A 19,545-nucleotide genomic window follows, 5' to 3' on the forward strand; every position below is an offset into this window, starting at 1 on the left:
GTTACTCCCCCTCGCCTTCGGTGCTGCGCGGGTGCAAGTTGCCGCGGTAGTAGTCGCCCTCGTCCTCGCCGAGCAGCATCGGGTGCGGCGGCTGCTCCATGCCCGGCAGCAGCGGCGCGAGCAGGTCGGACTTCTCGTAGATCAGGCTCTCCCGCGAGGTGTCCGCGAGCTCGTACTCGTTGGTCATCGTCAGCGCGCGGGTCGGGCACGCCTCGATGCAGAGCCCGCAGAGGATGCAGCGCAGGTAGTTGATCTGGTAGACGCGGCCGTACCGCTCGCCGGGGCTGAAGCGCTCGTCGTCGGTGTTGTTGTCACCCTCGACGTAGATCGCGTCCGCCGGGCAGGCCCAGGCGCACAGCTCACATCCGACGCACTTCTCCAGACCGTCGGGCCAGCGGTTGAGCTGGTGACGGCCGTGGAACCGCGGAGCGGTCGGCAGCTTCTCGAACGGGTACTGCTCAGTCACCACCTTGCGGAACATCGTCCGGAAGGTGACGCCGAACCCGGCTACCGGGTCCCAGAACTGTTCCTTGAGGGTTGCCATCAGCTCGCCCCTCCGTCTTCGTTGGTAGACCTTGCTCCGGTGGTTGAGCTTGTCGAAACCGGCATCGGGGGCACCGGGTACCCGCCGGCGAACGCGTCGAACGGTGCCTCCGTCTCCTCGACCGCGTCGTCGCTGCTGCTCTCGCCGACGAAGAACAGCACGATCATCAGTGCTGCCAGGACACCGATCGCGCCGTACAGGTAGGTGCGGTCGAAGCCGCCGTTCAGGTTGATCGTCCGGATGGTGGCGACCGCGATGATCCAGCCCAGCGAGATCGGGATCAGCCGCTTCCAGCCGAAGTGCATGAACTGGTCGTAGCGCAGGCGCGGGAGCGAGCCGCGCAGCCAGATGAAGATGAAGATGAAGAACAGGACCTTGCCCATGAACCAGAGGAACGGCCAGTAGCCCTCGTTCGCCCCGGCCCAGAACTCGTCGATCCAGAACGGTGCGTGCCAGCCGCCGAGGAAGAGGGTCGTGGCCAGCGCGGACACCGTCGCCATGTTGATGTACTCGGCGAGGAAGAACAGTGCGAACTTCAGCGAGCTGTACTCGGTGTGGAACCCGCCGACGAGCTCGCCCTCGGCTTCCGGGAGGTCGAACGGTGCGCGGTTGGTCTCGCCGATCATCGAGATCACGTAGATCACGAACGACGGCGCCAGGATCAGGCCGAACCAGAGCTTGTCCTGCGCAGCGACGATCTCCGAGGTGGACATCGATCCGGCGTACAGGAAGACCGCGACCAGGGCGAGGCCCATCGAGACCTCGTAGGAGATCATCTGGGCGCTCGAGCGCAGCCCGCCCAGCAGCGAGTACGTCGAGCCCGAGGACCACCCGCCGAGCACGATGCCGTAGATGCCGATCGACGCGATCGCCATCACGAACAGCACGGCGACCGGCATGTCGGTCAGCTGCAGCGGGGTCTCGTGCCCGAAGAAGTTCACCTCGGGTCCGAACGGGATCACCGAGAAGGTGAGGAACGCGGGGATCACTGCGATCACCGGCGCGATGAAGTAGACGGCCTTGTCGGCGGCCTTCGGGAGGATGTCCTCCTTGAGCGCCAGCTTCACGCCGTCGGCCAGGGACTGCAGCAGGCCGAACGGGCCGTGCACGTTGGGGCCGATCCGGTGCTGCATCCGGGCCACGACCCGTCGCTCCCACCAGATGTTGAACAGCGTCAGCAGGACGAGCAGCACGAAGATGAGCACGGCCTTGACGATGACGACCCAGAGGGGGTCCTCACCGAACTTGGTCAGCCCCTTCGCGGTGTCGAGCGAGGTGATGAGGGCGTTCATCGGGCGCCTCCTTCGAGCGTCACGACCGAGCCGGCTGCGCCCACCAGGTGCCGCACCGAGGCGCCCGGCGCACTCGCCGGGGCCCAGACGACCCCGTCGGCGACCTCGCCGACGGCGACCGGGAGGCGGACGCTGCCGAGCGGGCCGGACAGGACGACCTCGGCGCCGGCGGTGAGCCCGAGGCTCGCCAGCGTTGCGGCGTTCACCAGGGCCACCGGCGGACGGACCGAGGCACGCAGGTGCTCGTCGCCGTCCTGCATCCGGCCGTCGTCGAGCAGCTGCTTCCACGAGGACAGCACGAGGCTGCCTCCGGTCGTCGAGCTGCCTCCGGTCGTCGAGCTGCCTCCGGTCGTCGAGCTTGCCGAGACGTCAGGACGTTCGGCACGGGCTCCCTCCCACGGACCGACTTGCGCCATCTCGGCGGCAGCCTGCTCCGGCGTACGGATGCCGATGCTGCGACCGCGCTCCTCGGCGATGCCGGCCAGGACGCGGACGTCCGGCAGCGACGACGGGTTGTCGAGGACCTTGCCGAACGAGCGGACCCGGCCCTCCCAGTTCACGAACGAGCCGGCCTTGTCGCTGGCGGGGGCCACCGGGAAGACCACGTCGGCCAGCTCGGTGAACGCCGACGCACGAACCTCGAGGGAGACCACGAACGCCTTCTTCAGCGCCTTGCGCAGCTTCTTGTCGAGCCCCCCGGACGGCAGAGCGTCGGCCGGATCGACACCACCGACGACCAGCGCCTTGAGGTCGCCCTCGCGGAGCTCCTCGAGGATCTCGGCGGCGCTGAGACCGTCCTTGCCGGTGACGGCGTCGACACCCCAGGCAGCGGCGAGGTCCACGCGCGCGGACGGGTCGGCCACCGGCCGTCCGCCGGGCAGCAGGGTGGGCAGGCAGCCGGCCTCGACCGCACCGCGGTCACCTGCGCGCCGCGGGACCCAGGCGAGCCGGGCACCGGTGTCGGCAGCAAGCTTGGCCGCGGCGCTGAGCGCTCCGGGCACGGTGGCGAGGCGCTCGCCGACCAGGATCAGGGCGCTGCCGTCGAGGGCGACGTCGCTGTTGCCCGCGACCGCGGCGAGCGCGGAAGCCTCGGCGCCGGGGGACGGTCGGGAGCAACGTGCCGCCGACCTTCTTCAGACCGCGGGTCCCGACGGCGGACACCGAGAAGACCCGGGTGCCACCGGCCAGGAACGACTTGCGCAGGCGCAGGAAGATCGCGCCGGCCTCGTCCTCGGGCTCGAGGCCCGCGAGCAGGACGGTGGGCGCCGTCTCCAGGTCGGCGTACGTCACCGCACCGGCGCCGGGGCCACCGAGGACGACGGACGAGGCCAGGAACGCTGCCTCCTCCGCCCCGTGGTCGGCACCGGTCTCGCGGGCGCGGAAGTCGATGTTGTTGGTGCGGACGGTCACCCGCGCGAACTTGCTCCACGCGTAGGCGTCCTCGACGGTCAGCCGGCCGCCGGGCAGCAGGCCGACCTTCTTCTTCGCCTCGGCCAGACCGCGTGCCGCGACCGCGAACGCCTCCGGCCAGGAGGCAACCCGCAGCTCACCGGTGTCGGAGTCGCGCACCTGCGGGTGCACGAGCCGGTCGTCCTGGCGTGCGGAGAGGAACGCGAACCGGTCCTTGTCGGTGATCCACTCCTCGTTGACGGCAGGGTCGTCGCCGGCCATCCGACGCACGACCTTGCCGCGTCGGTGGTCGACGCGGATCGCCGAGCCGCAGGCGTCGTGCTCGGCGATCGACGGGGTGGAGACCAGGTCGAAGGGCCGTGAGCGGAACCGGTACGCCGCTGAGGTGAGCGCGCCGACCGGGCAGATCTGGATGGTGTTGCCGGAGAAGTAGGAGAGGAAGTCGGCCCCCTCGGCGATGCCGATCTGCTGCTGCGCGCCACGCTCGATCAGAGCGATGAACGGGTCACCCGCGATCTCGTCGGCGAACCGGGTGCAACGCTGGCACACGATGCAGCGCTCACGGTCCAGGAGCACCTGCGGGGCGAGGTTGATCGGCTTGGGGAAGACGCGCTTCACGCCACCGGACTCGGCGAACCGGGACTCGCCACGACCGTTGCTCATCGCCTGGTTCTGCAGCGGGCACTCCCCGCCCTTGTCGCAGACGGGGCAGTCGAGCGGGTGGTTGATGAGCAGGAACTCCATCACGCCCTGCTGCGCCTTGTCGGCGACCGGGCTGGTGGCCTGGGTGTTCACGACCATGCCCTCGGCGACCGGCAGCGTGCACGAGGCCTGCGGCTTGGGGAAGCCGCGGCCGTTGCCGGCGTCCGGGATGTCGACCAGGCACTGGCGGCAGGCGCCGGCCGGAGCGAGCAGCGGGTGGTCGCAGAACCGCGGGATCTGGACGCCGATCTGCTCCGCGGCGCGGATCACCAGGGTGTCCTTCGGGACGCTGACCTGGACGCCGTCGATGGTGACGGTGACCTCGTCGGTGCGGGTGAGCTCGGCGGTCATGCGTGGGCTCCTTCAACCTCGAAGGCGGTGGAGGCGATCGGGTCGAACGGGCATCCGCCGTGCTCGAGGTGCGCCAGGTACTCCTCGCGGAAGTACTGGATCGAGGAGCTGATCGGGCTGGTCGCACCGTCGCCGAGGGCGCAGAAGGAACGGCCCAGGATGTTCTCGCACTGGTCGAGCAGCAGGTCCAGGTCCTCCGGGGTGCCCTGACCCTTCTCCAGCCGCGCGAGCGTCTGGGTCAGCCACCAGGTGCCCTCGCGGCACGGGGTGCACTTGCCGCACGACTCGTGCTTGTAGAACTCGGTCCAGCGCAGCACGGCGCGCACCACGCAGGTGGTCTCGTCGAAGATCTGCAGCGCACGGGTGCCGAGCATGGATCCGGCCTCGCCGACACCCTCGAAGTCGAGCGGGACGTCGAGGTGGTCAGCGGTGAGCAGCGGGGTGCTCGATCCGCCGGGCGTCCAGAACTTCAGCTCCCGCTGCTGGCCGTTCGGGGCCCCGCGCATGCCGCCGGCGAGCTCGATCAGCTTGCGCAGGGTGATGCCCAGCGGAGCCTCGTACTGCCCGGGGTTCTTGACGTGACCCGAGAGCGAGAAGATGCCGAAGCCCTTCGACTTCTCCGTGCCCATCGATCCGAACCAGTCCGCGCCGTTCGCGATGATGCTCGGCACCGACGCGATCGACTCGACGTTGTTGATGACCGTCGGGCTGGCGTAGAGACCGGCGACGGCCGGGAACGGCGGGCGCAGGCGCGGTTGGCCGCGACGACCCTCCAGACCCTCGAGCAGGGCCGTCTCCTCGCCGCAGATGTACGCGCCGGCACCGGCGTGCACGACGACGTCGAGGTCGTAGCCGGAACCGTGGATGTTCTTGCCCAGGTGACCCGCCTCGTAGGCCTCCGCGACAGCGGCCTGGACCCGGCGGATGACGTGCAGGACCTCACCGCGGATGTAGATGAACGCCTTGTTCGCGCGGATCGCGTAGGAGGAGATCGCGACGCCCTCGACCAGGGTGTGCGGCGTCGCCATCATCAGCGGGATGTCCTTGCAGGTGCCCGGCTCGGACTCGTCGGCGTTGACCACGAGGTACTTCGGCTTGGGGTTGTCCTGCGGGATGAAGGACCACTTCATGCCGGTCGGGAAGCCTGCGCCGCCACGTCCGCGGAGACCGGAGTCCTTCACCGCGGTGATGATGTCGTCCTGGGCCATGCCCAGCGCCTTCTTCAGCGCGCCGTACCCGCCGCGGGACTCGTACGTCGAGAGCTTCCAGCTCTGTGCCGCGTCCCAGTCGTCGGTCAGGACGGGAGTCAGGGTGTCAGTCATTGGTCTCCTCCACCGTCTCGGACTCGGCACGCGCGGTGTCTGCCTGCTCGACGGCCTCGACCTTGGTGTCGGCGACGGCGTTGGTGCTGCCCTCGCTTCCGGTGGTCGAGCTTGTCGAGACCGGAGCCGTCCAGCTCTTCTCGCGCGCGATCTTCAGGCCGACCAGCGACGCCGGACCCGCAGCAGGTCCCTCGTCGGCGAGGCCGTCGTTGAAGCCGGCGAGCACCCGCTCGGCCTCCCGCCAGGTGACCAGCTTCGGACCGCGGGTGGAGTGGACCTCCTTGCCGGCACGCAGGTCGTCGACGGTGCTCACCGCGGACTCCGGCGTCTGGTTGTCCATGAACTCCCAGTTGACCATCATCACCGGCGCGTAGTCGCAGGCCGCGTTGCACTCGATGTGCTCGAGGGTGATCTTCCCGTCCTCGGTGGTCTCGTCGTTGCCGACGTCGAGGTGGCTTTTGAGCCGCTCGAAGATCAGGTCCCCACCCATCACGGCGCAGAGCGTGTTGGTGCAGACACCGACGTGGTAGTCACCGACCGGGCGGCGCTTGTACATCGTGTAGAAGGTCGCGACGCCGCTGACCTCGGCCTCGGAGATGTCCAGGATCTCGGCGCAGGCACGGATGCCCTCCGCGGTGACCTGGCCGGACGCGCTCTGCACGAGGTGCAGCATCGGCAACAGGCCGGAGCGCGCTTCGGGGTAGCGCCCGGCGATCTCCTGGAGCTCGCCGTACGTCTTCTGATCGATGGTCACCGGTCCACGCCTCCCATGACGGGGTCGATCGACGCGATCGCGACGATGACGTCGGCGACCTGGCCGCCCTCGCTCATCACCGACGTCGCCTGCAGGTTGGTGAACGACGGGTCCCGGAAGTGCGCCCGGAAGGGGCGCGTGCCGCCGTCGGAGACCACGTGCGCGCCGAGCTCGCCGCGCGGCGACTCGATCGGCACGTACGCCTGACCGGCCGGCACCCGGAAGCCCTCGGTGACCAGCTTGAAGTGGTGGATCAGGCCCTCCATGGACTCGCCCATGATGTGCTTGATGTGGTCGAGGCTGTTGCCCATGCCGTCGCTGCCGATCGCGAGCTGGCTCGGCCAGGCGATCTTCTTGTCGGCGACCATGACCGGGGCACCCTCGAGTCCGGCGAGGCGCTCGACAGCCTGCTCGACGATCTTGAGCGATTCCCACATCTCGTTGAGGCGCACGCGGAAACGACCGTAGGCGTCCGCCGTGTCCCAGGTCTGGACCTCGAAGTCGTAGTCCTCGTAGCCGCTGTAGGGCTGGCTCTTGCGCAGGTCCCAGGGGTACCCGGTCGCACGCAGCGGCGGGCCGGACAGGCCGAGCGCCAGGCAGCCGGCGAGGTCGAGGTGACCGACGTCGACCAGACGTGCCTTGAAGATCGGGTTGGCGTTGCAGAGGTCGGCGTACTCGGGGAGACGCTTCTTCATCAGCTTGATGAAGTCGCGGATCTCGTCCAGCGCTCCGGCCGGCATGTCCTGCGCGACGCCGCCGGGACGGATGAACGCGTGGTTCATCCGCAGGCCGGTGATCAGCTCGAACAGGTCGAGGACCAGCTCACGCTCGCGGAAGCCGATCGTCATGACGGTCAGCGCGCCGATCTCCATGCCGCCGGTGGCGATGCAGACCAGGTGGCTGGAGATACGGTTGAGCTCCATGAGCAGGACCCGCATGACCTGGGCCTTCTCGGGGATGTCGTCCTCGATGTCGAGCAGCCGCTCGACGCCGAGCACGTACGTCGCCTCGTTGAAGAACGGCGAGAGGTAGTCCATCCGGGTGCAGAACGTGACGCCCTGGACCCAGGTCCGGTACTCCATGTTCTTCTCGATGCCGGTGTGCAGGTAGCCGATGCCGCACCGGGCTTGGGTGACCGTCTCGCCCTCGAGCTCGAGGATGAGGCGGAGCACGCCGTGGGTCGAGGGGTGCTGCGGACCCATGTTCACGACGACCTTGTCGTCGTGCTCCTCGGCGATGCCGGAGACGATGGAGTCCCAGTCCTGGCCGGTGACGGTGAACACGCGGCCCTGGGTGGTGTCGGACTCGGTTGCTGCGTACGGATCTGCGGTCATCAGTTGTAGCTCCTTCGCTGATCCGGCGGGGGCACGGTCCCGCCCTTGTACTCGACCGGGATGCCGCCGAGCGGGTAGTCCTTGCGCTGCGGGTGACCGGGCCAGTCGTCGGGCATCTGGATCCGGGTCAGGGCCGGGTGGCCGTCGAAGATCAGGCCGAAGAAGTCGAACGTCTCGCGCTCGTGCCAGTCCGCCGTCGGGTACGTCGCGCACACGCTGGGGATGTGCGGGTCGGCGTCGGGCGCGGTGACCTCGAGGCGGATCCGGCGGTTGTGGGTCATCGAGAGCAGGTGGTAGACCGCGTGCAGCTCGCGCCCGGCGTCCTCCGGGTAGTGCACGCCGTTGACCCCGGCGCAGAACTCGAAGCGCAGCTTCTCGTCGTCGCGCAGCAGCTGGACGACCGGGAGCAGGTCCTCGCGGCGGATGAAGAAGGTGATCTCGTTGCGGTGCACGACGACCTTCTCCACGGCCTGCTCGACGCCAGCCGCCTTGGCACCCTCGGCGAGCGCCGTCGCGACGTCGTCCATCCAGCCGCCGTAGGGACCTGAGGTCGCCCCGGGGAGCTCGACGTTGCGGGTCAGGCCGCCGAAGCCAGAGGTGTCGCCGGTTCCGGAGACACCGAACATGCCCTCGTGGCGGGAGATGACCTCGCCGGGGGCATCGGTGGTCGAGCCTGCCGAGGCCTCGACGACGTCCTTGCTGGGGTCCTGCGTCTCACTCACCGGAGCAGCCCCTTCATCTGGCTGGTCGGCAGCGCCTTCAGAGCGGACGCCTCGTTGGCCTCGATCTCATCCAGGCGGTTCACGCCGAGCTTGGTGTTCTGGACCTGGTCGTGCAGCTTGAGGATCGCGTCGATGAGCATCTCGGGTCGCGGCGGGCAGCCGGGCAGGTAGATGTCGACGGGAACCACGTGGTCGACACCCTGGACGATCGCGTAGTTGTTGAACATGCCGCCGGAACTGGCGCAAACACCCATCGCGAGCACCCACTTGGGCTCGGGCATCTGGTCGTAGATCTGGCGCAGGACGGGAGCCATCTTCTGGCTGACCCGGCCGGCGACGATCATCAGGTCCGCCTGGCGCGGGCTGGCACGGAAGACCTCCATGCCGAAGCGGGCGAGGTCGTACTTCGGGCCACCGCTGGTCATCATCTCGATCGCGCAGCAGGCCAGACCGAAGGTCGCCGGCCAGAACGACGCCTTGCGCATGTAGCCGGCGACGCCCTCGACGGTGGTCAGCAGGACGCCGGACGGAAGCTTTTCTTCAAGACCCATGGGTTGTCAGTGGCTCCTTGTCAGTCCCAGTCGAGGCCGCCGCGACGCCACACGTACGTGTAGGCGACGAAGACGGGAACGATGAAGAGGATCATTTCGATCAGCGCGAAGGTGCCCATCGAGTCGAAGGCCACGGCGATCGGGTAGAGGAAGACGATCTCGATGTCGAAGACGATGAAGAGCATCGCGGTGATGTAGTACCGGACCGGGAAACGACCGCCGCCCACAGGCTGGGGGGTCGGCTCGATGCCGCACTCGTAGGAGTCGAGCTTGGCCCGGTTGTTGCGCTTCGGGCCGGTGGCCGCGCTCATGATCACCGAGAAGATGGCGAAGCCGCTCGCCAGGACCAGGAGCGCCAGCACGGGCGTGTAGAGATCCATCCCTCACCTTCCAGCAAGTCCTCGACCAAGCGTCAGATTGTGCGCTTGTGAACATCTTCACGAACTCGCGACAAGGGCAGCATAGAGGCGAACGTCACATCGCGCGAACCCCCCTCCCCCTTAACGATTCCTGCAGGTCAGGGGCCGATTTAGCGCATGGCGACGTGCCCTAAATCACGTGGAATCGCGGGTCTCGCATCACCGCAGGTCAGACGCCGATCAGGACAGCCCAGCCCTGCGCGAAGGCGAGGCGTCAGGCCTTGGTGCCGTGGTGCAGGGCGACGATGCCGCCCGAGAGGTTGCGCCACTTCACCTTGCTCCAGCCGGCGCCCTGCAGGCGCGCGGCCAGACCTGCCTGGTCGGGCCAGGCCCGGATCGACTCGGCGAGGTAGACGTAGGCGTCCGGCGAGCTCGAGACCGCGCGGGCCACGGCGGGCAGCGCCTTCATCAGGTACTCGATGTAGACCGTGCGGAACGGGGCCCACGTCGGCGAGGAGAACTCGCACACGACGATCCGGCCGCCGGGCTTGGTGACCCGGAGCAGCTCGGTCAGGCCGGCGTCGGGATCGACGATGTTGCGCAGGCCGAACGAGATGGTCACCGCGTCGAAGGTGGCGTCCGCGAACGGGAGCTTGGTGCCGTCGCCGGCGACGAACGGCAGGTGCGGCTTGGCCTTCTTGCCGACCTGCAGCATGCCGACCGAGAAGTCGCACGGCACCACGGTCGCGCCGCGGTCCAGGAACGGCTGGCTCGACGTACCGGTGCCGGCCGCGAGGTCGAGCACGACCTCGCCGGGTTTCGGGTCCACGGCGTCCAGGACGATCTTGCGCCAGCGCCGGTCCTGGCCCATCGACAGCACGTCGTTGGTGATGTCGTAGCGCTCGGCGACGTCGTCGAACATCGCTTGTACTTCTGCGGGCTTCTTGTCCAGGTCGGCGCGGGTCACGGGGAAAGGGTACGCACGGGCAAGATCCGGCCCGGCGGCAGACAACTTTTCGGTCGCTCGGTGCGTCTGAACGGGTATGAGCAGTTCAGGAATGGATCATGGGTCGGTGGCCGAGAAGAGCAAGCCCCAGAAGAGCAGACGCAACGGGATGACGATGTTCGTCGTCCTGCTGGTCGCGGTGGGCGCGCTCGGGTACGGCGTCGCCGAGGCGACCGCGCAGCTCCAGGCCAACGAGCCCGCCGCCCTGCCGGCGCCGAGCAGCGCGCCCAGCAGCAACGCTCCCACGGCGCAGCCCAGCTCCCAGTCCGGCCCCAAGGCTCCGCCGCAGCAGGTGCTTCCCGAGGCCGAGCCGCTGGAGCCCGTCCCCGCTCTGCTGGAGCCGGGCGACAACGGCCCCCGGGTGCGCAGCCTGCAGTCGCGGCTGCGCCAGATCGCCTGGTACGCCGGCAAGGTCACCGACGACTACGACGCCAAAACGACCGAGGCCGTGAGGGGCTTCCAGGCCAAGCGCGGCCTCCCCGAGCTCGGGTACGTCGACGAGGCCACCCTGACCCGTCTCAAGGAGATGACCCGGCTCCCCACCAAGGACGAGCTCGCGAACAAGATCAGCGACGGCACCTGGACCGACAGCCCGCTGGACCCGCGCTGCCGGACCGGCCGGGCGATGTGCGTCGACAAGACCAGCCGGACGATCCGCTGGGTCGTCGACGGCGAGGTGCAGCGCACGATGGCGGTCCGCTTCGGGTCGTCGTACACCCCGACGCGGGAGGGCCTGTTCCACGTGAACTCCAAGTCGCGGAACCACGTCTCCAGCCTCTACGACACCCCGATGCCGTTCGCGATGTTCTTCAGCCGCGGCCAGGCGGTGCACTACTCCCCTGACTTCGCCGCCCGCGGCTACAACGGCGCCAGCCACGGCTGCGTGAACGTCAAGGACTACGAGGGCATCAAGGCGCTCTTCGACGAGGTGCAGGTCGGCGACAAGGTCGTCGTCTACTGGGCCTAGGTCACACCCGGAGTGTGGCGGGCGTCGCGGAACGGCGCGGGGTGACGGCGTAGGCTCCGAGTCGTGACCAGGCTCGTCGTACGCACCGTGGAGGTCCCGGATCCGGGGAACCTGCTCGAGCTGCTTCCCGCTGACGCCCCGACCGCGTGGCTGCGTCGCGGCGAGGGCATCGTCGGCTGGGGCGTCGCCGCCCGGCTGCGCACCCACGGAGCCGGTCGCTTCAAGGACGCCGTCGACTGGTGGCACCAGATCGCCGCCGATGCCGAGGTCCGCGACGATCTCGGCGTACCCGGGAGCGGGCTGGTCTGCCTGGGCAGCTTCGCGTTCGCGGACGAGCCCGGCGACTCCGTGCTGGTCGTGCCGCAGGTCGTGGTCGGCCGACGCGGTGATCGCACCTGGCTCACCGTCATCGGCGACGGTGAGGCCGCCCCGGTCCCGACCCTGGTCCGGCAGGACGCTCCGCGCGCACCGACCGGCGTCACCTTCGCCGACGGCAACCTCTCGGGCACCGCCTGGGAGTCGGTCGTGGCGGGCGCCGTCGCGCGGATCAACGCCGGCGAGCTCGAGAAGGTCGTCCTCGCGCGCGACCTGATCGCCACCACCGACGAGACCCTCGATGTCCGCTGGCCGCTGCGGCAGCTCGGGCGCGACTACGAGATGTGCTGGACCTTCCACGTCGACGGCCTGTTCGGCGCCACCCCCGAGCTGCTGGTGCGTCGCGAGCGCGGCCTGGTCACCTCGCGCGTGCTCGCCGGCACCATCCGGCGTACCGGCGACGACGAGCGCGACCTCGCGCTGGCCGCGACCCTGGCGCGTTCCTCCAAGGACCTCGAGGAGCACGAGTACGCCGTCCGCTCGGTCGCCGACGCGCTCGCACCGCACTGCACCTCGATGAACGTGCCGGAGTCGCCGTTCGTGCTGCACCTTCCCAATGTCATGCACCTCGCGACCGACGTCGCCGGCGTGGTCCCGGACACCGACTCCTCGACGGTCCTCGAGCTCGCCGCGGCGCTGCACCCCTCGGCCGCCGTCGGGGGCACCCCGACCGCCGTGGCCGTCACCTTGATCAGCGAGATCGAGGGCATGGACCGCGGCCGGTACGCCGGTCCCGTCGGCTGGATGGACGCCTCGGGCGACGGCGAGTTCGGCATCGCGCTGCGCTCGGCCGAGTACGACGGCAACCAGGTCCGGCTCTTCGCCGGCTGCGGCATCGTCGCCGAGTCCGACCCGGAGTCCGAGCTCGCCGAGGCCGGCGCCAAGTTCGTTCCGGTGCGCGACGCGCTCGGAGCCCAGTAGCGATACACCCGGACGGGCCATGGTGCGCCGGGCGGACGCGGCCTAGGTTCGGACGATGGGCAGCGGAACCGAGGGAATCGACGACGCGAAGTTCGTCGGAGCGATCCCGGACATCTACGAGCGCCTCCTGGTCCCGATGATCTTCCGCGCGCCAGCCGTCGGTCTCGCGCGGCTCGTCGGAGCGCGAGCTCCCGCCGACGTGCTCGAGACGGCGGCGGGAACCGGAGCACTGACCCGAGAGCTCCTCCGGGAGTGCCCGGGTGCGCAGATCACCGCGACGGACCTGAACCCGCCGATGCTGAGCGCCGGCGCGGCCCGGACCGATCCAGCGGCGGTGACCTGGCAGCAGGCCGACGCCCTCGACCTCGGGTTCGCGGACGCGTCCTTCGACATCGTCGCGTGCCAGTTCGGCGTGATGTTCTTCCCCGACCGCGTCGCCGGTTACGCCGAGGCCCTCCGGGTGCTGCGGCCCGGAGGGGTGTTCGCGTTCAACACCTGGGACCGGATCGAGAACAACGTCGTGACGCACGTGATCGAGGAGGCGCTCGCAGCCGCCGTCCCGGACAGCCCGATCCGTTTCATGAGCCGTACCCCGCACGGGTACTTCTCGCCCGACCAGGTCGTCGCGGACCTGCACGCTGCCGGTTTCGACGAACCCCAGATCTCCGCGGTCGACGGGATCGGGCGGACCACGGCCAGCGAGGCCGCCGTCGCGTTCTGCCAGGGCACCCCGCTGCGCGTCGCGATCGAGGCTCACCCGACGTTGACCGTGCCCGCGGCGACACAGATCGCCGAGGCCGCGCTGCGCGAACACTTCGGCGACGGCCCGATCGACGGCTCGATCCGCTGGTTCGAGGTGATCGCCGAATCGGGCTCGGACTGAGCGGGAACATCACGGGCCCCCAGGGAGTTCGAACGCCATGAGCACTCTCGCGATCACCGGCTCGACCGGGCACCTCGGCGGCCTGGTCGCGCACGCGCTGGCCGACCTGTCCCCGCGCCTCATCGTCCGGGACACCGCGCGCGCTCCGTCCATCCCCGGTGCCACCGTCGCGCAGGCCTCCTACGGTGACCGGGCAGCGAGCATCGAGGCGCTGCTGGGCGTCGACGTGCTCTTCATGGTCTCGGCGTCGGAGAGCCGTACCCGCCGCGAGGAGCACCGGACCTTCATCGACGCCGCTGCCGAGGCCGGCGTGAGCCACCTCGTCTACACGTCGTTCTCCGGCGCCGCCGAGGACGCGACCTTCACCCTTGGCCGCGACCACCACGACGCCGAGCAGGCGATCGTCGCCTCGGGCATCGCGCACACGATCCTGCGCGACAACTTCTACCTCGACCTGCTGCCGTTCTTCGCGGGCGAGGACGGCGTCATCCGCGGACCGGCCGGCGACGGACGCGTCGCGGCCGTGGCACGCGCCGACGTCGCCGAGGTCGCTGCCGAGGTGCTCCGGTCGCCCGAGGACCACGCCGGCACGACGTACGAGCTGACCGGCCCGGAGTCGCTGACGCTCGCCGAGATCGCCACCCGGGCGGGCGCGATCCTGGGGCGCACGCTGACCTTCGAGGACGAGAGCGTCGAGGACGCCTACGCCTCCCGGCTCGCGGCGTACGGCGCCGAGCAGTGGCAGCTCGACGCCTGGGTGAGCACCTACACGGCGATCCGAGACGGCGAGTGCGCCCGGCTGACCGACGACGTACGGAAGGTCACCGGGCGGCGGCCGCGGTCACTCGAGCGCGCACTGCGCCCCTAGAGCTCCTGACCCGCCGTCAGCCGCACGTAGGTCTGGTCCGTCGGTGCGAGCAACCGCTCGAGCTGACCACCGACGATGTTCAGCCCGGCCTCGCTGTAGATCGCGTCGTGGATCGCGAGCGACCGCGGTGCGCCGACCGCACGGGCGTAGTCGATGCACTCCGAGACCTTCAGCCACGGCGCGCTGACCGGGAGCAGCAGCAGGTCCGGCGCGGCCGGGAGCGTGGTGAGCGCGTCGCCCGGGTGGAAGACCGAGGCGCCCTCGATCTCGATCAGGTAGCCGGAGTTGTCGAAGTGCGGCAGCTCGGGGTGGATGATCGCGTGCTTCTCGCCGACGGCGGTGACGGGAACCCCTGCATCGAACTGCTCACCCGGCGCCACGACGGTGACCCGCTCGGCGACAGCCGGGGCGGTCTCCCAGATCTGCGCAGCCACGGCCTCGATGGTGAAGATCGGCGCGTCGCTCGCGCCGAGCAGCTCCGGGGTCCAGTGATCCGGGTGCTCGTGGGTGATCAGGATCGCGGTCGCCCCGTCGAGGGCATCGGCAGCGGTGAACATCCCGGGGTCGACGACGACCACCTGACCGTCGCTCTCGAGTCTCACGCAGGCATGTCCGTGCTTGAAGATTCGCATGCCCCCAGACTAGGGTCCTCACTATTGAACTGAGTTCAAGAGGGCTCGGCTCGAGAAGGAGGCAGGTCATGACCGACCACGACGTGATCATCGTCGGCGCGGGCTTCGGCGGGATGGGCGCGGCCATCACGCTCAAGAAGCAGGGCCTCGACGACCTGCTCATCATCGAGCGCGAGGACGACCTCGGCGGCACCTGGCACGTGAACCACTACCCCGGGCTCGCCGTCGACATCGCCAGCGTCACCTACTCGTACTCGTTCGAGCCCAACCCGTACTGGAAGAACTGGTTCGCCCGCGGCCCCGAGCTCAAGGCGTACGCCGAGCACGTCGCCGACAAGTACGACCTCCGGCGGCACATGGAGTTCGGGATCAGCGCCGAGGGTGCGCGCTGGGACGACGACGCCCAGCACTGGGTCGTCACCAGCACCCCGGTCAGCGGCCCCCGGCCGGGGCAAGCAGACCGTGCGCACGGCCCGGTTCCTGATGACCGCGACCGGGTTCCTGTCGCAGCCGAAGCTCCCCGACATCGAAGGCGTCCACGACTTCGCCGGCACGGTGATCCACACCGCGAAGTGGGACGACTCCGTCGACCTCGAGGGCAAGCGGATCGGGGTCATCGGCACCGGGGCGACCGCCGTGCAGCTGATACCGCAGATCGCCAAGAAGGCCGGCTCACTCACGGTCTACCAGCGCACGCCCATCTGGGTGACGCCGAAGAACGACTTCAAGATCCCCAAGCCGTTGCAGACCCTGTTCGCCGCCCAGCCGTGGACCCAGCGGGCGGCCCGGGCCGCCAACAGCGCATGGCTCGAGGGGATGATGGTCACCGCGGTGCTGCACTACAAGCAGGCCAAGTTCCTCAACGCCGGCGCGGCCGCACTCGCCAAGGGACACCTGCGACGCCAGGTGAAGGACCCGGCCACGCGGGCCAAGCTGACGCCCGACTACAGCTTCGGGTGCAAGCGTCCGACGTTCTCCAACGACTACTACCCGACGTTCAACGCCGAGCACGTGACCCTCGAGACGACCCCGATCGCGCGGATCACACCCACGGGGATCGTGACGACGGACGGCAGCGAGACGTCCGTCGACGTCCTGGTCCTCGCCACCGGCTTCAACCTCTGGGACACGAACTTCCCGGCGTTCGAGATCATCGGCAAGCAAGGCGTCGACCTCGGCAAGTCCTGGCGCCAGCACGGGTACCACGCGTTCGAGGGCGTCACGGTCCCGGGCTTCCCGAACTTCATCAGCCTGAACTCGCCGTACTCCTACTCGGGGCTGAGCTACTTCATGACCATCGAGGTGCAGATGCGGCACATCGAGCGCCTCTTCGCCGCGCTCGGGGAGCGGGACGCCGCGACGTTCGAGGTCAGCGCTGCGGCCGACCGGGCGTTCCTGGACCAGATGCTCGACCGGATGGACGACACCGTCTTCAACCAAGGATCGTGCGGCACGGCGCGCAGCTACTACTACACGAACGAGGGCGACGCGGTGCTGCTGCGACCGACGTCCTCGGGGAGCGCGCGCAAGGCGGTCGAGACGTTCCCGCTGGCGGACTACACCTTCGGCTAAACCTCGTTGCTCGTCCGGGGCCGGAGCCGGGAGGATCCGGTCCGTGCTCGACGTCCTCTTCTCCGGCCTGGTGACCGGTTACGCGATCGCCGTCCCGGTGGGGGCGGTGGCCGCGCTGATCATCGCGCTCAGCGCCCGCACCTCCTGGACCGTCGGAGCTGCTGCAGGCCTCGGGGTCGCGACCGTCGACGGTCTGTACGCCGCGGTGGCGGTCGTCGCCGGCCACGCGGTCGCCTCGGCGCTCGAACCGGTCGACGACGTGCTGCAGGCGGTCTCGATCGGCGCGCTGCTGCTCATCGCGGTGCTCACGCTGGCGCACGCGCTGCGCCCGGCGTCGGCCGCCGACGACGGCCGGGGCACCACCTGGACGCCGCTGCGCGCGTGGCTGACCTTCATGGGCATCACCGCGGTGAACCCGGCGACCGTCGTCTACTTCGCGGCGATCGTGCTCGGTGGGACCGTCGACATCGATGGGCCCGCAGAAGGAATGCTCTTCATCGCAGCGGCTTTCGTGGCGAGCGCGAGCTGGCAGGTATTCGTGGCATCGCTGGGGACGGGGCTGGGACGCTGGATCTCGGGCCCGCGCGGTCGCCGGGCGACCGGGGTTGTTGCGGCGCTCGTGATCGCGGCGCTCGCGCTCAAGCCGCTGTTCTGAGGCGCGACGAGCGTCCACAACGAGGTGGGATGGCTCTGAGTCCACAGGGCGCGAGCTCTCCCCGGCGAGGTTGTCGGTGGTCGGTCGAACCGTGGCGGGATCGAACAACCGATCCCGAAAGGCTTGTCATGTCGAACACCCGCAAACCCCGCTCCAGCCGTTCAGCCCGCTCGTCCCTCACGTCCTTGGCAAGCGCACTGCCGCGCTGCGAGTGCCGGCACTCCTACGAACCCGATGGCCGCTGTACCGGTGATGCGACTGCTCGCGTGATCTCGGTGTGCGGAGCCGAGGACTGCGACTGCGCGGCCGGGGTCTCGCTCGCCTGCGGCCACTGCCTGACTCTCTGGCTTCGCAACGCCGAGCGCGACGGACAGCGCCTCCGCGTACTCCCGCTCTAGCCGGTGAGCTCGTGCACGAAGCACCAGCGCCAGGTCTCACCCGGTTCGGCCGAGCGCATCACCGGGTGCCCGGTCTCGTGGAAGTGAGCGGTCGCGTGCATCTTCGGGGAGGAGTCGCAGCAGGCGACGTGGCCGCAGTCCAGGCACATGCGCAGGTGCACCCAGGCGGATCCCTCCCGGATGCAGTCGCTGCACTCCGCGACCGCGTCCGGCTCGACGGGTCCCCGTGGCTGCTGCAGGTCCTCGCAGCCGCCCTCGAACACCAGCGGGCTCTGCGCGGCGCGCACGCGCTCGGTCTCGTTGTCGCTGTACTCCAACATCGACTCCTCCACGTCCAGCATCGCCAGCACCTCTTCCACGATCTCGTGCGCGACCCGGCCGGTCGACCGGATCTCCAGGACTCTGGTCCGCTCCGCCTCGATCATCTTGCGTCGCTTCTTCGAGTACAGCTCGCTCGGCGTCATGGTCTCCGTGGTCGCGCCGATGCGCTCCCAGGCGGCGTAGTCGCGGCGGCGCACCCGGTCGCGCAGCGTGCCCGCGATGTCGTGCGGGTCCTCCTCGTGCTGCTCGAGCATGACGTCGAGCTTCGCCAGCCCGGCCTGCGACGCCTGGTGCAGCAGGTTGGCGCGCGACAGTGCGTCTGCTGTCGGGTCCGGCGACGGGACCCTCAGTCGGCGAGCGATCCACGGCAGCGACATGCCCTGCAGGAAGAGTGTTCCGGCCGTGACCGTGAAGGCGATGAGGAGCAGCACCTCACGGTGATCGGTGTCGACCGGGATGATGAACGCCGCGGCAAGCGTCACCACGCCACGCATGCCGGCCCAGCCGAGCAGGAACGTGTACGTCCACGGGGGCTTCTGACCGGTGTCGCCGTCGGGGCCCGGCCGCACGATCAGGTAGCGCGCGAGGAACACCCAGACGATCCGCAGCACGATGACCGCGAGGAGCGTCAGCGCGCAGACCAGCGCGATCTTCCCGCCACCCAGGCTGTCCTCGCCGGCGTCGTCGATGATCGTGCGCGCCTGCAGACCGATCAGCAGGAAGACCGAACCCTCCAGCAGGAAGGAGATGCTGCGCCAGTTCATCCGCTCGGCGATCCTCGACTGGGCCGTCTGGAGGATCGGCGCCTTGTGCCCGAGCAGCAGGCCGGCGACGACGACGCTGATCACGCCGGAGGCGTGGATCTCCTCGGCGGCGATGTAGGCGGCGAACGGAGTGATGATCGACAGGCCGGAGTCGAAGACCGGGTCGGTGACGTGCTTGCGGATGAAGCCGATCACGACGAAGAACGCCAGACCGATCAGGACGCCACCACCCGCCGCGAGCGCGAAGTCGCGCGTCACGATGTACCAGGCGACGGTGCTGGTCAGGGCCGCGATCGCGGTGTTCAACGCCACCAGGGCGGTGGCGTCGTTGAACAGCGACTCACCCTCGAGAATCGTGACGACCCGCCGCGGCAGGCCGATCCGACGACCGATCGCCGTCGCCGCGATCGCGTCCGGCGGCGAGACGACGGCACCGATCGCGAAGGCCGCGGCCCACCCGATCGTCGGCACCAGGGAGTGCACCAGCAGCGCGATGCCGGAGGTGGTGAACGCGACGAGGCCGACCGAGAGCAGCAGGATCGGGCGCCTGTTCGCGTTGAAGTCGACGAGCGAGGTCTGCAAGGAGGCCGAGTACAGCAGCGGCGGGAGCAGGCCGAGCAGGACGACCTCGGGGTGCAGCTCGACGTCGGGGATGAACGGCAGGTACGAGCCCGCGATGCCGACGACGATCAGGGTCAGCGGCGCCGAGAGGTCCAGCCGTGCGCAGAGGGCATTGGTGGCCAGAACGGCGGCGACGAGGGAGACGAGGGTCAGGACGAGATCCACGAGGTGATCCTAGGTGTGACCTGTTTCAGGGACGTCTCGGCAAGCTCGACGACCGG

The 19,545-nt window shown here is 69.3% G+C and carries 17 protein-coding genes and 2 pseudogenes; 7 read left to right on the plus strand and 12 right to left on the minus strand.

Annotated elements, in window-relative coordinates:
• Nucleotide 1 precedes the first annotated feature (1 nt).
• From nuoI to ABIE44_RS06535, 10 genes and pseudogenes are all read right to left on the minus strand, one after another.
• On the minus strand, nucleotides 2-544 hold the full coding sequence (nuoI, locus tag ABIE44_RS06485) for an NADH-quinone oxidoreductase subunit NuoI (protein WP_209720514.1): 543 nt from the start codon (nucleotides 542-544) through the stop codon (nucleotides 2-4).
• The gene (gene nuoH / locus ABIE44_RS06490) at nucleotides 544-1,836 is read right to left on the minus strand and encodes an NADH-quinone oxidoreductase subunit NuoH (protein ID WP_209720511.1); all 1,293 of its coding nucleotides are present in this window, start codon (nucleotides 1,834-1,836) and stop codon (nucleotides 544-546) included. Before nuoH ends, nuoI begins: the two co-directional genes overlap by 1 nt.
• Nucleotides 1,833-4,299, minus strand: a pseudogene (locus tag ABIE44_RS19620) (NADH-quinone oxidoreductase subunit G). Before ABIE44_RS19620 ends, nuoH begins: the two are co-directional and overlap by 4 nt.
• On the minus strand, nucleotides 4,296-5,621 hold the full coding sequence (gene nuoF / locus ABIE44_RS06505; protein WP_209720506.1) for an NADH-quinone oxidoreductase subunit NuoF: 1,326 nt from the start codon (nucleotides 5,619-5,621) through the stop codon (nucleotides 4,296-4,298). Before nuoF ends, ABIE44_RS19620 begins: the two are co-directional and overlap by 4 nt.
• Nucleotides 5,614-6,375: an NADH-quinone oxidoreductase subunit NuoE gene (gene nuoE, locus ABIE44_RS06510; RefSeq protein ID WP_209720503.1), complete on the minus strand. Its 762-nt coding sequence runs from the start codon at nucleotides 6,373-6,375 to the stop codon at nucleotides 5,614-5,616. The genes nuoF and nuoE overlap by 8 nt, the downstream gene beginning before the upstream one ends.
• A complete protein-coding gene (locus ABIE44_RS06515) occupies nucleotides 6,372-7,709 on the minus strand; it encodes an NADH-quinone oxidoreductase subunit D (RefSeq protein ID WP_209720500.1) in 1,338 nt (445 codons plus the stop codon). The genes nuoE and ABIE44_RS06515 overlap by 4 nt, the downstream gene beginning before the upstream one ends.
• Entirely contained in the window at nucleotides 7,709-8,431 is a 723-nt protein-coding gene (locus ABIE44_RS06520; protein ID WP_209720497.1) for an NADH-quinone oxidoreductase subunit C, read from the minus strand. The genes ABIE44_RS06515 and ABIE44_RS06520 overlap by 1 nt, the downstream gene beginning before the upstream one ends.
• Nucleotides 8,428-8,982: a NuoB/complex I 20 kDa subunit family protein gene (locus ABIE44_RS06525; protein ID WP_209720495.1), complete on the minus strand. Its 555-nt coding sequence runs from the start codon at nucleotides 8,980-8,982 to the stop codon at nucleotides 8,428-8,430. The genes ABIE44_RS06520 and ABIE44_RS06525 overlap by 4 nt, the downstream gene beginning before the upstream one ends.
• A 20-nt stretch (nucleotides 8,983-9,002) precedes the next feature.
• The gene (locus ABIE44_RS06530; protein WP_209720492.1) at nucleotides 9,003-9,362 is read right to left on the minus strand and encodes an NADH-quinone oxidoreductase subunit A; all 360 of its coding nucleotides are present in this window, start codon (nucleotides 9,360-9,362) and stop codon (nucleotides 9,003-9,005) included.
• A gap of 253 nt (nucleotides 9,363-9,615) precedes the next feature.
• Nucleotides 9,616-10,308, minus strand: a complete 693-nt coding sequence (locus tag ABIE44_RS06535; protein WP_209720489.1) for a demethylmenaquinone methyltransferase — start codon at nucleotides 10,306-10,308, stop codon at nucleotides 9,616-9,618.
• 106 nt (nucleotides 10,309-10,414) lie between these two features.
• Here ABIE44_RS06535 and ABIE44_RS06540 point away from each other — a divergent pair, with 106 nt between their 5' ends.
• From ABIE44_RS06540 to ABIE44_RS06555, 4 genes are all read left to right on the plus strand, one after another.
• Nucleotides 10,415-11,314, plus strand: coding sequence for a L,D-transpeptidase family protein (locus ABIE44_RS06540; RefSeq protein WP_354437892.1), 900 nt, complete (start codon nucleotides 10,415-10,417; stop codon nucleotides 11,312-11,314).
• Between the two features lie 63 nt (nucleotides 11,315-11,377).
• Nucleotides 11,378-12,610, plus strand: a complete 1,233-nt coding sequence (locus ABIE44_RS06545) for an isochorismate synthase (protein WP_209720487.1) — start codon at nucleotides 11,378-11,380, stop codon at nucleotides 12,608-12,610.
• Nucleotides 12,611-12,665: 55 nt separating this feature from the next.
• A complete protein-coding gene (locus ABIE44_RS06550; protein ID WP_209720484.1) occupies nucleotides 12,666-13,493 on the plus strand; it encodes a class I SAM-dependent methyltransferase in 828 nt (275 codons plus the stop codon).
• Nucleotides 13,494-13,530: 37 nt separating this feature from the next.
• Complete coding sequence (locus ABIE44_RS06555) at nucleotides 13,531-14,361, plus strand: SDR family oxidoreductase (protein ID WP_209720481.1); 831 nt, start codon at nucleotides 13,531-13,533, stop codon at nucleotides 14,359-14,361.
• Here ABIE44_RS06555 and ABIE44_RS06560 read toward each other — a convergent pair.
• Nucleotides 14,358-14,993, minus strand: a complete 636-nt coding sequence (locus ABIE44_RS06560; protein ID WP_209720478.1) for an MBL fold metallo-hydrolase — start codon at nucleotides 14,991-14,993, stop codon at nucleotides 14,358-14,360. The genes ABIE44_RS06555 and ABIE44_RS06560 overlap by 4 nt on opposite strands.
• A 113-nt stretch (nucleotides 14,994-15,106) precedes the next feature.
• Between ABIE44_RS06560 and ABIE44_RS06565 the strand changes: the two are divergent.
• From ABIE44_RS06565 to ABIE44_RS06575, 3 genes and pseudogenes are all read left to right on the plus strand, one after another.
• Nucleotides 15,107-15,226: pseudogene (locus ABIE44_RS06565) on the plus strand (NAD(P)-binding protein); the annotation flags it as partial.
• Nucleotides 15,227-15,455: 229 nt separating this feature from the next.
• Nucleotides 15,456-16,565, plus strand: coding sequence for a flavin-containing monooxygenase (locus ABIE44_RS06570; protein ID WP_354437893.1), 1,110 nt, complete (start codon nucleotides 15,456-15,458; stop codon nucleotides 16,563-16,565).
• Nucleotides 16,566-16,608: 43 nt separating this feature from the next.
• Nucleotides 16,609-17,220, plus strand: a complete 612-nt coding sequence (locus tag ABIE44_RS06575) for a LysE family transporter (RefSeq protein ID WP_209720465.1) — start codon at nucleotides 16,609-16,611, stop codon at nucleotides 17,218-17,220.
• Between the two features lie 394 nt (nucleotides 17,221-17,614).
• Here ABIE44_RS06575 and ABIE44_RS06580 read toward each other — a convergent pair whose 3' ends face one another.
• Entirely contained in the window at nucleotides 17,615-19,489 is a 1,875-nt protein-coding gene (locus ABIE44_RS06580) for a Na+/H+ antiporter (protein WP_209720462.1), read from the minus strand.
• Nucleotides 19,490-19,545: the final 56 nt, after the last annotated feature.

This window comes from Marmoricola sp. OAE513, assembly GCF_040546585.1.
Taxonomy (GTDB): domain Bacteria; phylum Actinomycetota; class Actinomycetes; order Propionibacteriales; family Nocardioidaceae; genus Marmoricola.

Coding starts and splice junctions, on each gene's coding strand:
- ABIE44_RS06525 (WP_209720495.1), bottom strand. CDS start 8,982: ATGGGTCTTGAAGAAAAGCTTCCGTCCGGCGTCCTGCTGACCACCGTC.
- nuoF (WP_209720506.1), bottom strand. CDS start 5,621: ATGACTGACACCCTGACTCCCGTCCTGACCGACGACTGGGACGCGGCA.
- ABIE44_RS06530 (WP_209720492.1), bottom strand. CDS start 9,362: ATGGATCTCTACACGCCCGTGCTGGCGCTCCTGGTCCTGGCGAGCGGC.
- nuoI (WP_209720514.1), bottom strand. CDS start 544: ATGGCAACCCTCAAGGAACAGTTCTGGGACCCGGTAGCCGGGTTCGGC.
- ABIE44_RS06555 (WP_209720481.1), top strand. CDS start 13,531: ATGAGCACTCTCGCGATCACCGGCTCGACCGGGCACCTCGGCGGCCTG.
- ABIE44_RS06550 (WP_209720484.1), top strand. CDS start 12,666: ATGGGCAGCGGAACCGAGGGAATCGACGACGCGAAGTTCGTCGGAGCG.
- nuoH (WP_209720511.1), bottom strand. CDS start 1,836: ATGAACGCCCTCATCACCTCGCTCGACACCGCGAAGGGGCTGACCAAG.
- ABIE44_RS06515 (WP_209720500.1), bottom strand. CDS start 7,709: ATGACCGCAGATCCGTACGCAGCAACCGAGTCCGACACCACCCAGGGC.
- ABIE44_RS06560 (WP_209720478.1), bottom strand. CDS start 14,993: ATGCGAATCTTCAAGCACGGACATGCCTGCGTGAGACTCGAGAGCGAC.